Source organism: Microbulbifer maximicatervae (SeqCode), from assembly GCF_056232625.1.
Map to the genome: position 1 here is coordinate 3669259 of NZ_CP174324.1, position 13142 is coordinate 3682400.

A 13142-nucleotide genomic window follows, 5' to 3' on the forward strand; every position below is an offset into this window, starting at 1 on the left:
CACAGTGTCAACATTAAGAGAACAGGCTTTAAAGTTTGGCAAGATTAAAGAAGTTGATGGAAGTGAGATAAAACTTCATGCTGAATCTCTGGAATGTGAATTTGAAAATATCAAACACTGCGCCGAAGTTGGCGCTTATGTGAACTGTGGCGGCGCACATGGCAATACTATTTGCACAATTAGTAAGGTGCAAATAACTGAGATTGAAAAAACCCAAAGGACAGATTATGGCTTTGATATAGTTAGAGAAGAGAGAAAGGTCGTAACGCTTTCGATATTGGGTTGTGCAGTGGAAGGAAAATTCAAGAGAGGCACCAAACGTCTTCCTACAATTAATTGCGATACATACTTTCTGAGTAGTGATCAAGTAAATCAATTAATAGGTATAGATCAGAGAGAAGATAAGGAACATTTTTGTGTTACTGATGAAATTGATGATAACCAGACATACTTAAATCTGGATAAACTCATGGGTAGACACACTGCAATATTAGGTACAACCGGAAGTGGAAAAAGTTGTACGGTAGCATCGATAGTCCAATCTATATTATCTAGCTATGAGCATCCCCGCATATTGTTTTTTGACATCCACAATGAGTATCCATCGGCATTTGGTTATGGAAAAGATACACAAAATGAGATCTTTAGAAAAAAGACAAGTGCCATCCCCTGGTCAAATTTTTCACTTCCATATTGGTTCTTAGATTTAGAAGAGTTTTTTGGGGTTTACAATCTTGAGCCAGGCTCAAATCAAAAAGCAATAATAAAGAGACTCATAACAAAACTAAAAGAGGATGAAATCAAAAAAAGAAATATTGATGAAGTAGTAGTCTCTGCAGATACACCAATCTTTTTCAATATTGATGCTCTTTTAGATAAACTAATAAATGAAAGAGAATCTCAAGCAAATGCTACTGCCAAGAAACCATATGAAAGTGTCATCCTAAAACTCGAAGCAGTTCGGAGAGATACAAGGTATTCATTTCTGCACAACAAAATTAATAACGAAACGTCAATAGCAGAATATTTCGAATTTTTATTAGGCTTGACTAAAAATCAGAGCTATCTAAATATACTTGATTTAAGTGGATTACCGGCTGAAGTAAGAGCTGTATGTGTTGGAGTTATTTCAAGGCTATGTTTTGATTTTAAGTATTGGGATTTAGATCCTGAAAACATCCCCCTTAATCTAGTTTTAGAGGAGGCTCATACCTACATTCCTGAGGATAGTAGCTCAAAATTCAACATTTCAAAAGAACGTGTTGAACGAATTGCTAAAGAAGGTAGAAAGTATGGTATTGGTTTGACAGTTGTCACTCAACGTCCATCAAATGTTTCTACGACCGTATTATCACAATGTGGAACATATATAGCTCTTAGGCTTACCAATGATCTAGACCAAAACAAAATTAAAAGATTATTACCTGACACATTAGCTGGTCAAGTTGATGTCTTACCTAGTCTTCGAGACGGTGAAGCATTTGTTTCCGGTGACTCTATTTCTTTACCAAGGAAAGTTCAATTTAGGGAGCCTAACCCAATGCCTAAAAGTAATGATGTTAGGTACCATCGATCTTGGAAATTAGGAAAACCTGAAAACTACTCACTTAAAAATCTGATGAACTCCTGGCATAAGCAGGATAAATTAAAATGAAAATTGACTCTATAAAACTTTGTGGCTGGCGATCATATGATTTAGATGGAGTCGATATAAAAGATCTAAAGTCGATAAATCTACTAATTGGGCCAAACAATTCAGGAAAATCGAATTTATCTAAATATTTTAATTATTTGAAAAGTATAGCCCATGAAAAGCTTCTCACTGGAAAACCGATTACAGTTGCCACTGAACTTGATGAAAGCCAAACCTGGAATTGGGGCAAAAATAAAATAGAATGCGAAATTATCCTTTCAAAGGATAATAACTTTACCGAAGATGATAATGTTTCTTATAGAACGAATGAGAGTAAAGTATCTCTAGATTGCTGTCACAACGTTAGCTCCAACACTTCAGTCTTAAATATAAAAATAAATGATAAACCAATCTTCAATGACCGAGATCAAATTTGTTCAAATTTGGAGGCAGATATATGGGTAGATCCCACTGATGATGTGGCCGGCTTTAATGATAACGAATTCTATTGGAGTCGCTTCTTAAATTCCTTAGTATTTGTCGACCCTATCCGACATCATTCGCGCAATTCAAACAATGAAAAAAACTACTATTTTGATGGCGCAAAAATAATTAAGGAATTAGATAAATTAAGACTTAACAGGGCAACCCCATCAAACTGGGCCGGATATAAAAAACAAATTAAACAATGGCTGACCGATATTCTAGCTGAAGAAATAGTCAACATCGATATTGTGGATACAGATTTGAGTATTGAATTCAGATCGGGATTATCTTTTTCATTAGATCAGTTAGGTACAGGTGTTTCTCAAATAGTGATGCTACTATCACACCTTTGGATTAATAAAGATAAAAATTTAAACGTATTTCTGGAGGAACCAGAAGCTAACTTACATCCAGAAGCTGTCGTTAAACTAGTGAACATATTTGAGAATGAACTACATAGTCACAGATTCTTTATTACTACTCATTCCCCATCCCTGATTGACTGTCTTAATGAAAACTGGGCCATATATAGAACTTTAAAATCAGAAAATGGTGCTAGCCTGATTACCCCAAATGATAATGTAATCAAGCACTATGAAACATTAGACTCCCTAGGCGTTAAAGCTTCTCAAATTCTGCAGGCCAATACTGTTATTTGGGTTGAAGGACCCAGTGATAGAGTTTATCTGAAAAAATGGATAGATTTATTTTCTGATGAAAAACTTAAAGAAGGCAAGGACTATTCTTTTTTATACTTTGGCGGAACAAACCTTGCATCTTTTACAGCGCTAGATGATATCGATCAGAACATGATAAACATTTTAAGCACCAGCAGAAAAGCGTACTTAATAGCTGACTCTGATTGTTCCTCTCAAGAAGAACGGGATAATGATACCTTTAAAGCTTATTTAACTTCCATGTTAGGTAGGCTTAAAGAAGCCAATACTGATAACACTGGCCTAGATTCATCTGTTGAAGATTATATCAAAGTTTGGATTACGGAAGGCCGTGAAATTGAAAACTATATTGATAAAAATTTATTATTTGAAGTTCTAACGCAGAAAGGTTTCAAACGTGAATCCATTGGCAGGGGGAATAATCATAAAAAATTAGAATTAAAGGGAACACAATCCTCCGACTTTATTTTTGAAAAATTTTCCTCATTCGATATGGCTATTTCCAATTGCTATCAATACCAAAATGAAACCAAAATAGATAACACCTCAATTAACAATATCGCATTGAGTTATGCAAATAAGAAAGTCTCAATTGCTAAATCTGTCGTTAACAAATTAGATAAAACCCACTGTTCAGTTCTTGACTTGAAAAACAGGATGGAGGAGTTAGTTAATTTTATTAGAAGGTGATTCAGTTAATAATAGTCTTTTTAAAGATTTAAATAAGCGGGCAAATTACTCCAATTTCGACACTGTAATTTGCCACAGCTTCGGTCATACAATAATCGTGATAAGTTTCTTAGAGAATTCTTTTTCTCATGGCCCACTCCTTTTTAATTCGCACATATATTTCTTCACGATGAACGAATAGAGATTTGGGAGCACGTATTCCTATCTTCACCTGATTACCCTTAACTTCCAATACAGTGACTGAAACATTGGCTCCAATCCTTAGGTTCTCACCTGTCCGGCGCTTTAAGATCAACATATTGATTTCCTACTGATACTCAAATCATGGGTAAACCTTCTCTGATGGAAGGCTGAGAAAGTAACGTTGTGAGGAAATACGGGGTGGTGCGCGGGAACGGTAGGCATAGAAGAAGAAAAGGCAGGCACAACGCTTCCAGAGCTTGGGGAATCGCTCCAAGCCGCTGGATGTACTCCACTTTATTGAAGACGAGCGGGGTTCTAGCGTATGATCCATATAGCCAGTGCGTCCTGAGTATTTTTTTTAATTTATTTTTTATAAATAAAAAAAATAAATAAATACGTGCTATCCAGGAGATGGAGGTCGGCCCTCCGTTATCGCTTTGCAGGAAGTGGTAACAAACCGCCTCAAGGTGATCGGAGTAAAGAGCTTTGGTTAGAAGCGCTTGAGGAAAAGGCGTACGAGATACGTCAGGTATGTTGTGTAGAGACGAATGCAAATGAACCGCTGATGAGGTGTCGAAAGCGGATTACCAAGATGATGTCAAAACCCGTGCACTGGCTAAGTGCGGGGATAAGCTTGGAGGTTACCTGTTTACCGACCAAGTGACATCCGGCATAAAGGCGGCGTGAACACACAACAGGCTTTTGGGTGGAACAGGAGAACCTGTCGTCCAGGTGTTAAGGAAGAGCGTCAAGTAGAGGCCCTACAAGACGTTGAGTACCAAGACTGGGCACAGGGGCGGAACAACCCGTAGTAGTGGAGAAGTGACTGTAATGGTCGTGGAGCGAAGGGGTTGTCGTATTCGGCGACTAACCGTGTAATCAACCCAGAGGGGGAGGAATTAACGATTAGCGCAAAGCCATTCAATATTCCCAAACGGGCGGTTTGGGAAGCGTGGAAGCAGATCAAGGCCAATGGAGGCGGTGCGGGGATTGACGGGATAACGATAGAGCAGTACGAATCGAATCTCGCCAGAAACCTGTACAAGCTGTGGAATAGAATGTCATCTGGCAGCTATTTTCCATCAGCCGTCAAACGAGTGGATATTCCGAAGCTCGATGGCAGCCTGCGACCACTGGGTATTCCCACAATCGAAGATCGCATTGCACAAATGGTGGCTAAGCAACTGCTGGAACCAGAATTGGAGAAGGTCTTTCACCCTGACTCCTACGGTTATCGACCAGGTAAGTCTGCTATAGACGCAGTGCGCCGAACTCGACAACGATGCTGGGATAGAATCTGGGTGGTTGATTTAGACATCAAAGGTTTCTTTGACAATATTAATCACGAACTCCTACTGAAGGCATTAGATAAACATAATGATCATCGGTGGGTCAGACTCTATGTGCAGCGCTGGTTGACGGCTCCGGTACAGCATCAGGATGGACAGTTTGAAGAGCGAACACAAGGCACTCCACAAGGGGGCGTAATCAGCCCACTGTTGGCGAACTTGTTTTTGCACTACGCGCTGGACGTCTGGATGGTAAGAACGCACAAAGAAATTCCTTTTGAGCGTTACGCTGATGATGCGGTTTACCATTGTCGTAATCCCCGGGAAGCAGATCGCTTACTGGCAGCGCTGAAGGCACGCCTGACTTCCTGCGGGCTTGAAGCTCATCCAGAGAAAACCCGCAAGGTTTATTGCAAGAACAGCAACCGCAAAGACAACCACCCTGTGATTCATTTTGACTTTCTGGGTTATCGATTTGGTCCCAGGAAAGCAAAGAATCGCCATGGACAAACCTTCACCGCCTTTGGTCCATCAATGAGCCCTAAAGCTTTCAAGAGGATCAAGGATAAGGTTAGGCAGTGGCGTGTGATTAACTGGGTGGATCGATCACTATCTGAAATGGCAAAGGTACTTAATCCCGCAATACAGGGTTGGCTGAACTATTATGGTCACTTTGGGCGGAGATATGGTGTTTATCGGCTACAGAAGTATCTTGATCAAACGCTGATGCGTTGGGCTAGGAAGAAGTTTAAGCATCTGAAGCGAAGCTGTTTCAAGAGTTGGGCCTTTATTGGTAAGGTTCGTCAACAAATGCGCGGCTTGTTTGCACACTGGAGAATGGGAAGATTGAAAATGTGCTGAATACGAAGAGCCGTATGAATTGAGAGGTTCACGTACGGTTCTGTGAGAGGTCGAAGGGGAAGTTCCTTTGGTCTACTCGACTTTTGATAGGTTGCTTATCAATTTGGTCAGCTGGCCCCTGGTGTTGCTGCACCTTGGGTCAGCGCCTTTTACTCTCTCTTACGTCACGCTACCGTTCTCCTGTGAGAAGATGGTTCTTTAGAAAACTCTTAGAGGTCTTGATTCTCTCGAATCCCTTTGGTCCTTGGTCATCGGCCCACAAAAGGCCACCCAATTCCGGCCAAAATACCAATAAATATCAATCGATTTTACGCAGCTTTGACACTAAAACAAACTGAATAAAATCTAATAAGATCATTTTTGTGCCTATATTTTTATGCTCCTTAGCTTAGATAATTTGCGTTATCCATAAGAATGATAGTTTAGGTGGTTACTCTTTACTCGCTTTCACATGAGAAATAAAAGCAATTAATCATAAAACCACCACTCCGTGTGTCATTCTTGTGTCGATAGAAAAGATCCAAATAGCCTAAGGGTTGAAAGTATTGCAGTGAGACACGAAAGATTGTCTCTTTTTAGTCGCGATGCCGTTTTCATAAAGTCTTTAAAATTCCATTTAATCGGTACACTTGTTCCTATCTCTGCATAGGTGTTTTTTCGCCTGTACTGGATAACTTACCGATTGATATATCGGTTCTAAGTATAGTTGTTTGCCATTTTGACATTGGTCGACAAGTGATATGATCCAGCTTCAGTTGAGCACACTATTAAAGCTCTTTGGCAGGAAAGCATGAACTATAGAAATCTACTGTTAAAAAGAGGGTTTGGTTTCCATTAGCAATTCATAGCTAATGGAGATCCATATGGGGTATTTTCGACACCCTAAAACCAAGAACGAGATGAAGCAATACTATGCTTCGTTGGAAAATGAACTAGAGATCCCAATAAAGATTAGAAACCGTCGTCAACCAAAATGTTTACCAAACGCTTGGGATGACTATTTTCCTAGCAATATCTCTAATCATAATTGGAAGCTGTTTCGAAGGAACCAGTGGAAAGGGTAGTTATCCACTTTAACAGGACGCTCCTGCTGAAAATCATAAGCCCCAGCTTTGACTCTACTTATGTTTTCAGCAGAGCTTGGTGCTGTATACAACCATGGTTCAAATTTCGACAACAGCCACCTTGGGCACCATGAACTGTCCGAGTAAATCTAGAAACTGGATCAAACTTTGCGGCATCTTACCAACTAAGAGAAAATAGCTCTTTGAATATAGTGGAAATATTTTGATTTAAGTATAGGAAATACTATGGAAGATTTAACTTTTCACAATTACCCTTCTGTTATTGGATACTACCAAGCGCTCAGAGAAGAGGTTTGGTCTATTACACAGGAATCATGGCCTCAGTCATCAATAAAGGGCATTAGTTTGAAGACAGCAAGACTGGCTGACTCTTGGAAAGAGATGAGAGGAGCAAATCTAAGATCTTCGAGAGCCAGTTGGGACTGGGAGCCAGAATTTAATGCATATCAAAAGAAGCCAAAAAGATATGAAATGTCAGTTTGGTATGAGAATCAACTTTGTGGGCTTTGTTATGGCTTTGCATCCAAGCATGGCACAAAGGTAAGAATGAACCTTATAGAATCCACACCGGTAAGACCAAATCCTTTGGGCGAAGGTGTCTTTCCAATATTATCTTTTGGAGCTACTGTTTATGCCAACTTGATTAGTGCTGATGAGGTTTGGGTTTTAGACCCTGTAAAAGGTGCAATAGATTATTACGAAAGCCAAGGATTCTCAGCGCCTGAAATCTATCACGGAAAAAGAGTCGGAATGAAAAAATTATGAGTGACTATAAATTCTCACAAGAAGAGAAGGATCGAATTAATAAAATCCGCTCAAAGATGAAGAAACATGCTGAAGAAGTGAAAAAGAAATCAAAAGATACAACAATAGAAGAACCATCGGGAAAACAAACAAACCCAACTGAAATCGACCGTATGAGAGATCGAAAAAATGACGATTAAAGACAAACAGATTAGTAAGGAAGATATTAGAAAGTTTGTTGAGAAAAACAAATCTAAAATATTGAAAGAAGCTAAAGAGGTTGAAACGGCCATAAAGTCAAATAGATTAAAAAACCAGAAGAAACTATGAATCTTATATATAGTAGCTCTGTATGACACAAGGTAATAAGCTTGGACATGTATAGATTTGTACTTCAACACCTTGTAAGTACATGAAACAAAAGGTGTAAAATGCCATTTAATTACAAAGATCTTACCTATATTAGAGCTTCTATTCAGGCCTATGAAGGCATTCTAAACCAAACAACAGAAGAAGAATGTGAAGAAGAAAAATTCTCAGAAATTCAAGATGATATTGTGTATTTAGGACGCTTGTTAGCTCTGGTTAATCGAGAAATAGAAGAGGCTGAATCTTCGGGACCATCTTTAAATCCGGTAAGGTCTAAGGGTTGATTTATAGCTATCTATCGCAAAGGTTAGAATCTGTTTCTTAGCTATGATTACTTATAAGTTTCCTGAAGAAAAAGAATACGCAGAGTTCTATGCAAAGAAGTTAGATGACGAACTTAGCCTACAATTCCTTCAAAATGGCATTATTTTAAACAAATCTCAAGCTGAGCATATCTGTCGTTTCTTTTGGGCTATGGTAGATGCATCAATTGAGGACGAAAATAACGGAGTAAAGCTTCAATGGAATGAAGGAGCTGAATTTTGGAACGAAAAATTAATGAACTCCATTTCGGCACACCTTGAAGCCTTAGGCTATGAAGAAGAGTGGGAAAACGAAGTCGATAAGCAATAGACATAGCTAGGAAGGAAGGATAGAGCGCGCGCAGCCGCGATCTATCCAGATGTTGACGTCCTTAGCTCTCCGAGTAGATAGCATCTATGAGTATTAATGATTTTCAATCCTGCTGATATATTTTATAACCAAATGAAGAAGATAATGATCTTATTTTTAATGATTTTAAGTTTGTATACGTTAGGCTTCTTTACTCAAGCCTTAGCTTATTCTCAACTGGGTATTAATCTTAATAAGTATCTATATGCTCCATGGATCAAACATTTAGAAATGGACAACCCTATAAAAGTAACTTACAACAAAAGCGTAGAGTTCTGGTGCTCTCGTCTAGAAGGATGCAGTTATCAGAATCCTAATCTTTGATTGGCCACAGCATTTGAATCCATTTGTCCGTGAGATGTTAATGGTAATTAGGAGTATCCCCCAATGAAATGGAGCAAGCTGAAATCTCTAGTTGAAGAAAAGTTTTCTCCATCCCTGGATAGCCGCATCTCTATTAACAGTACCAGTTATGGAAACTGTTCATGTGGACATGCCTGGTTGACACTTGATAAGGAAGTCATAGCAAATTTCTGTACAAGGGCTTTTTGGAATAGAGCGAGTGGTGATTACTATCGAAAGGATAATCGCTGGGTTACTGATTCCGAAGTGCCTAAGCATGTAAGTGAAAAGCAGAAAATATCCTATGGTGAGATGGAATATGGAGAGTTATCTCGGCAAGATGCCTATCAAGCCTGCTGGGAATTCGTTCATACCCTCAAAATTGATGAAGCTATAAACTCCGAGAATCCATTGATTCAGTCCCTAGCCACACTGGATAAGCGTTTAGGTAAGCGTAGACTCAAAGAGATTGATGCAGTAACTTTGCATCCATTAGCAAAGAAATTATTGAGCATAAGATTGGAGTCTGAAGGTATTAAAGCCCCGGCAATCACAGAACAAACCTCTTCAACGCAACACCCATAGATTATTTAATTATCTAAGTATCCAGCAAGCCATCAAGATAATATTACAATATTTAGATAGCGGGACTGTTTACTCCAACACTTAATACCAAGCATACCCGGTACGATAGTCCACTTTGCAGAAGTGTAGTTCCAAATATGGATCACGCGCTATGATTTAACAGAAAACTTTGGGCGAAGATTATCTATCACACCCCACTTTTGTATTTCTTATACTCTGTGTAATGCTTTGTTATTTCTTGCGTTAGTAGCATCAAGGTTAAAAGGCTTCCAAGTGTATACCTACTATTCACCGTACTAACTTTCTGATTCTTAATGATTTATGTCGGTGATTGATAAATATCAAAAATAGAATATGTGAAGTAGCTCCGTTTTTAGAGCGATATTATCAGCCTAAAATACACTATAACAAACTCAGCAGTACAGGATCTCTATTTTCACTTCCTTGACCCTAATTAGCTATTGTCATCTAATCAAATCGTTCTCGATAAGGAAATTCCACAATAATAACAACTGGGAAGTTAGGTATGACAAAGACATTTTCACAGCATGCTGTAGACAAGATTAATTCTATTATGAATGATCACAGCAATCATGTTGGTAGCCAGCTTAAAATTGGTAACCCCACAAAATATAAAAATCATATTTCTAGCGATTGTATAACAATGGCAATTTGGGTTCTTAAATATAGTTTTGAGAAACTTGGAAAGCTTAATTCCAGCAAGCGAGTGGGTGGACTTGGAGAAAAAGGTACCGAGTTAGCAAAATACTTAATTAATACTCATAACTGGAAAGGAGTATATTATAATCCTGATATTAACCACCCAAGCGATGGTCTGGGTGAACATATTGCAAGCTACTACAACCAGGTAAAGAAAAGCTGTACTTATAGTGTCAGTCGTGTGCCTATAAGCAATACTCTTATTAACTATAATCCGAGTAAAAATAAAGTAACTACTTACTTGAATCTAACAAAGAAAAAAGACGCAGATTACAACACGTTTACAAATATTCCATTTGGTCTGGGAATGTCAAGTGGCGGTAGGCATGTATGGCTTTATTCAAAAGAGTTTGTGTACGAATCACACTGGGAAAAAGAAGCTGGCGATGGATTATATACTAAGACACAATTAAAAATGTTTCCCTGGCTCTCAGGAATTATCGTTGTACCGCCAGACACACACAACCTTTTAACTATTACTTCCACCAACTGTAAGTAATTATATTTATGCTAAAACCTATAAAAATCCTACTACTATTTTTAATGACATTGTCATCCTTCACCTGTGCCAGCACGGAAACGGATGATGTTAAACTAGACAAAGCTCAAGTTGATGTTGTTTTACGAGAGTGGAACAAAAAAGGATTCGGCGATAAGATTGAAACAACTACATTAACGATAATAACAGCTCCAGATTACAAGGGTGATATCGTTATTTTACGTGAAAATGAGCCAAAACGTGGTTTCACTGCGGAAGTTTATAAACCAAAGCCAAATGCACTGAACCCTGAGCTATGGGAATTTGTATCTGGTGATATTGAAAAATCCATAGTAAAACAACCTAACGGTAAATTCCATTTATCCGAGATGGTTGATAAAGGGGTAAGAATAGAAGTTATCGACCTAAGCGATGAAAATAAATAGCTGTGTAATTTAGAGTAGCAACCCAGAACCCCATAGATTTGTTGTTTGCATTACTACTTTCTATGGAATTTGGATAGCTACTCTATTTATCATAGCAAGACTATATTCATCCGGTTTAAGATCAGCTCTATTTCTAGACCATCACAAGTTTCTAATGGTTGGGTACATTATCCAAGAGATAAGACAGAATCATCAGAATCTTCTGTAAATTTGATTTTAACGTAACCAGTTTTAGGAGATATATTTCATTGAGCGATAAGGTGAATATGAGAAATAAAGCACGTAGTTTTGCTATTCAGGCACATGGGGACCAGCAGTATGGTAGCTTCCCATACTCGGTTCACCTTGATGAAGTAGCTAAAATCGCTAGCGAGTATGGTGAAGAGGCCGAAGTGGTAGCATATCTTCACGATGTAATTGAGGATACCAATGTAACAGCTAAAGAGATTGAAGATATATTTGGCGAGCTGGTATCCAGGTGTGTGTGCATACTCAGTGATGAGCCGGGAGAAACCAGGAAAATAAGAAAATCTGCAACATATCAAAAAATGGCCAAGGTATCGGGATCAGAAGAGCTTGCTTTACTAGTAAAGGCCGCTGACCGCCTAGCTAACATGAGAGCTTGTCTTCGATCAGGTGATAAAGCTTTTCTTAATATGTATCGAGGAGAATATGAAGTCTTTCGTCGATCAGCCTATCGGCCAAACCTCTGTGACAAAATTTGGTCAGAAATAGAAGAAATACAAAACTTATAACACAGTAAGTAGGAGAGATGATTTTGAAGATCACAGGGAGATGTATAAGATCATCAAGGTAAAAATATTGTTAATTTACTTACAGTTTATAAATTGATAATACAATCTCAGCAAAAATACTCCTACACGATTTATGATAAAAGGACTTCTAAATGACCCCGCTGATTCATCCTACTCAGCCGCTCTTGGAGCACAATATCATTTCTAGTTTGCTATCCAGCTTAATACGCTAGTTCGTAGGTAGCATGCTGATCTGATATCTGACAGTTTACATTCCTGCTTGCTTTGCCCTTTTCGCTAAGCTATAAGAGAGTTGCTCCTTACTAAGGGCGACTAAGTAAAAGGTCATATGTATCAATGAAAATGCTGCTTAAAATATCAACGTTTGTTAGTTGCTTTGCAGTGTTGTTAGCTGGGGGGGCATTTCTCTTTTCACCCCCCATAGCCTGCAGCACAGATTACGAGTTCCAAAAATCGCTTGTTGTAAAACATATTGAGTCTAAAGGTTGGTCAGTAAAGCATCTGACTCCAACAGATAATCCTAATAACAGTTGCCAAGCAAGCTTTCTTTATAAATCCGATACCCAACATATAAAGTTTGTTGTTGTCGCCGGCACTAAAGTAACATGGTGGGACTTCAGTGAACGCAGTTAATAGAAATTCCAAAACAATGGCACTATTGAATAGCTAAATCTTAATCAGTTATTAACACCAGACCTAAACTAAAGAAAAATGAAATATCTACTCCTGATTCTTATTTTCCTTACCATTGGTGGCTGTACTTCTCAAGAGCCAAAGGAAATTTTGTTACCTAAAATCATGAATATTGATGGTAAGAATTTTATTTCTGCAAATATATTCAAAGAGTATGAATTAGAAATTAGCAGGCCAAATAGTGGCGAATTCTGAGTAAATATACCGGAAAAAGAAGCACCCAATTACTATGCATGTGGTGGAGTTTACTGGGACGATTCCCTATATGCTCAAAAGATTCTAGAAGAAGCAGATTTAGTATTGGATTTTAAGAGCGTGAAAGAAGTTTGGGTCCCAATTGAAGGCGAGCCTAAAAAACTATATATTTTCGAAGTTCGGTAGCATAGCGAGTTCCTGTATCCGATTGTGTATAC

At 38.4% G+C, this 13142-nt stretch carries 15 protein-coding genes; 13 read left to right on the forward strand and 2 right to left on the reverse strand.

What is annotated here, in order from left to right; all coding sequences use genetic code 11:
* Nucleotides 1–4 precede the first annotated feature (4 nt).
* Nucleotides 5–1654, forward strand: coding sequence for an ATP-binding protein (locus tag ACJJI6_RS15970; RefSeq protein WP_475711188.1), 1650 nt, complete (start codon nucleotides 5–7; stop codon nucleotides 1652–1654).
* Nucleotides 1651–3486: an ATP-dependent nuclease gene (locus ACJJI6_RS15975; protein ID WP_475711189.1), complete on the forward strand. Its 1836-nt coding sequence runs from the start codon at nucleotides 1651–1653 to the stop codon at nucleotides 3484–3486. Before ACJJI6_RS15970 ends, ACJJI6_RS15975 begins: the two co-directional genes overlap by 4 nt.
* 109 nt (nucleotides 3487–3595) lie before the next feature.
* Here ACJJI6_RS15975 and csrA read toward each other — a convergent pair whose 3' ends face one another.
* Both csrA and ACJJI6_RS15985 read right to left on the reverse strand, forming a co-directional pair.
* Nucleotides 3596–3784, reverse strand: coding sequence for a carbon storage regulator CsrA (csrA, locus tag ACJJI6_RS15980; RefSeq protein WP_475711191.1), 189 nt, complete (start codon nucleotides 3782–3784; stop codon nucleotides 3596–3598).
* A gap of 24 nt (nucleotides 3785–3808) precedes the next feature.
* Nucleotides 3809–4000 (reverse strand): hypothetical protein, encoded by a 192-nt coding sequence (locus ACJJI6_RS15985; RefSeq protein ID WP_475711193.1) that lies wholly within the window; start codon nucleotides 3998–4000, stop codon nucleotides 3809–3811.
* Between the two features lie 520 nt (nucleotides 4001–4520).
* Here ACJJI6_RS15985 and ltrA point away from each other — a divergent pair.
* The 11 genes from ltrA (at nucleotide 4521) to ACJJI6_RS16040 (ending at nucleotide 12669) form a co-directional block, all read left to right on the forward strand.
* The gene (gene ltrA / locus ACJJI6_RS15990; RefSeq protein ID WP_475711195.1) at nucleotides 4521–5819 is read left to right on the forward strand and encodes a group II intron reverse transcriptase/maturase; all 1299 of its coding nucleotides are present in this window, start codon (nucleotides 4521–4523) and stop codon (nucleotides 5817–5819) included.
* A 1310-nt stretch (nucleotides 5820–7129) separates the two neighbouring features.
* On the forward strand, nucleotides 7130–7669 hold the full coding sequence (locus tag ACJJI6_RS15995; RefSeq protein ID WP_152450519.1) for a hypothetical protein: 540 nt from the start codon (nucleotides 7130–7132) through the stop codon (nucleotides 7667–7669).
* Nucleotides 7666–7848, forward strand: a complete 183-nt coding sequence (locus tag ACJJI6_RS16000) for a hypothetical protein (RefSeq protein ID WP_475711197.1) — start codon at nucleotides 7666–7668, stop codon at nucleotides 7846–7848. The genes ACJJI6_RS15995 and ACJJI6_RS16000 overlap by 4 nt, the downstream gene beginning before the upstream one ends.
* Nucleotides 7838–7978, forward strand: a complete 141-nt coding sequence (locus tag ACJJI6_RS16005; RefSeq protein ID WP_475711199.1) for a hypothetical protein — start codon at nucleotides 7838–7840, stop codon at nucleotides 7976–7978. The genes ACJJI6_RS16000 and ACJJI6_RS16005 overlap by 11 nt, the downstream gene beginning before the upstream one ends.
* 101 nt (nucleotides 7979–8079) lie before the next feature.
* Nucleotides 8080–8301, forward strand: coding sequence for a hypothetical protein (locus ACJJI6_RS16010; protein WP_475711201.1), 222 nt, complete (start codon nucleotides 8080–8082; stop codon nucleotides 8299–8301).
* A 43-nt stretch (nucleotides 8302–8344) separates the two neighbouring features.
* Nucleotides 8345–8650: a hypothetical protein gene (locus ACJJI6_RS16015; protein WP_445355285.1), complete on the forward strand. Its 306-nt coding sequence runs from the start codon at nucleotides 8345–8347 to the stop codon at nucleotides 8648–8650.
* 426 nt (nucleotides 8651–9076) lie between these two features.
* Nucleotides 9077–9616, forward strand: coding sequence for an SF0329 family protein (locus ACJJI6_RS16020; RefSeq protein ID WP_475711203.1), 540 nt, complete (start codon nucleotides 9077–9079; stop codon nucleotides 9614–9616).
* Between the two features lie 526 nt (nucleotides 9617–10142).
* Nucleotides 10143–10835, forward strand: a complete 693-nt coding sequence (locus ACJJI6_RS16025) for a hypothetical protein (protein WP_475711204.1) — start codon at nucleotides 10143–10145, stop codon at nucleotides 10833–10835.
* An 8-nt stretch (nucleotides 10836–10843) separates the two neighbouring features.
* Complete coding sequence (locus ACJJI6_RS16030; protein WP_444926398.1) at nucleotides 10844–11260, forward strand: hypothetical protein; 417 nt, start codon at nucleotides 10844–10846, stop codon at nucleotides 11258–11260.
* Nucleotides 11261–11508: 248 nt separating this feature from the next.
* Nucleotides 11509–12015 carry an HD domain-containing protein gene (locus tag ACJJI6_RS16035; protein WP_475711205.1) on the forward strand — a complete coding sequence of 169 codons (507 nt, stop codon included), beginning with the start codon at nucleotides 11509–11511 and terminating at the stop codon, nucleotides 12013–12015.
* 357 nt (nucleotides 12016–12372) lie between these two features.
* Nucleotides 12373–12669 carry a hypothetical protein gene (locus tag ACJJI6_RS16040; RefSeq protein ID WP_475711206.1) on the forward strand — a complete coding sequence of 99 codons (297 nt, stop codon included), beginning with the start codon at nucleotides 12373–12375 and terminating at the stop codon, nucleotides 12667–12669.
* The last annotated feature ends 473 nt before the right edge of the window (nucleotides 12670–13142 follow it).

Bases quoted from the DNA above. Each gene is read 5' to 3' on its own strand.
- ACJJI6_RS15975 (WP_475711189.1), top strand. From the start codon at position 1,651: ATGAAAATTGACTCTATAAAACTTTGTGGCTGGCGATCATATGATTTA.
- csrA (WP_475711191.1), bottom strand. From the start codon at position 3,784: ATGTTGATCTTAAAGCGCCGGACAGGTGAGAACCTAAGGATTGGAGCC.
- ACJJI6_RS15985 (WP_475711193.1), bottom strand. From the start codon at position 4,000: ATGGATCATACGCTAGAACCCCGCTCGTCTTCAATAAAGTGGAGTACA.
- ACJJI6_RS15995 (WP_152450519.1), top strand. From the start codon at position 7,130: ATGGAAGATTTAACTTTTCACAATTACCCTTCTGTTATTGGATACTAC.
- ACJJI6_RS16000 (WP_475711197.1), top strand. From the start codon at position 7,666: ATGAGTGACTATAAATTCTCACAAGAAGAGAAGGATCGAATTAATAAA.
- ACJJI6_RS16005 (WP_475711199.1), top strand. From the start codon at position 7,838: ATGACGATTAAAGACAAACAGATTAGTAAGGAAGATATTAGAAAGTTT.
- ACJJI6_RS16010 (WP_475711201.1), top strand. From the start codon at position 8,080: ATGCCATTTAATTACAAAGATCTTACCTATATTAGAGCTTCTATTCAG.
- ACJJI6_RS16015 (WP_445355285.1), top strand. From the start codon at position 8,345: ATGATTACTTATAAGTTTCCTGAAGAAAAAGAATACGCAGAGTTCTAT.
- ACJJI6_RS16020 (WP_475711203.1), top strand. From the start codon at position 9,077: ATGAAATGGAGCAAGCTGAAATCTCTAGTTGAAGAAAAGTTTTCTCCA.
- ACJJI6_RS16025 (WP_475711204.1), top strand. From the start codon at position 10,143: ATGACAAAGACATTTTCACAGCATGCTGTAGACAAGATTAATTCTATT.
- ACJJI6_RS16030 (WP_444926398.1), top strand. From the start codon at position 10,844: ATGCTAAAACCTATAAAAATCCTACTACTATTTTTAATGACATTGTCA.
- ACJJI6_RS16040 (WP_475711206.1), top strand. From the start codon at position 12,373: ATGAAAATGCTGCTTAAAATATCAACGTTTGTTAGTTGCTTTGCAGTG.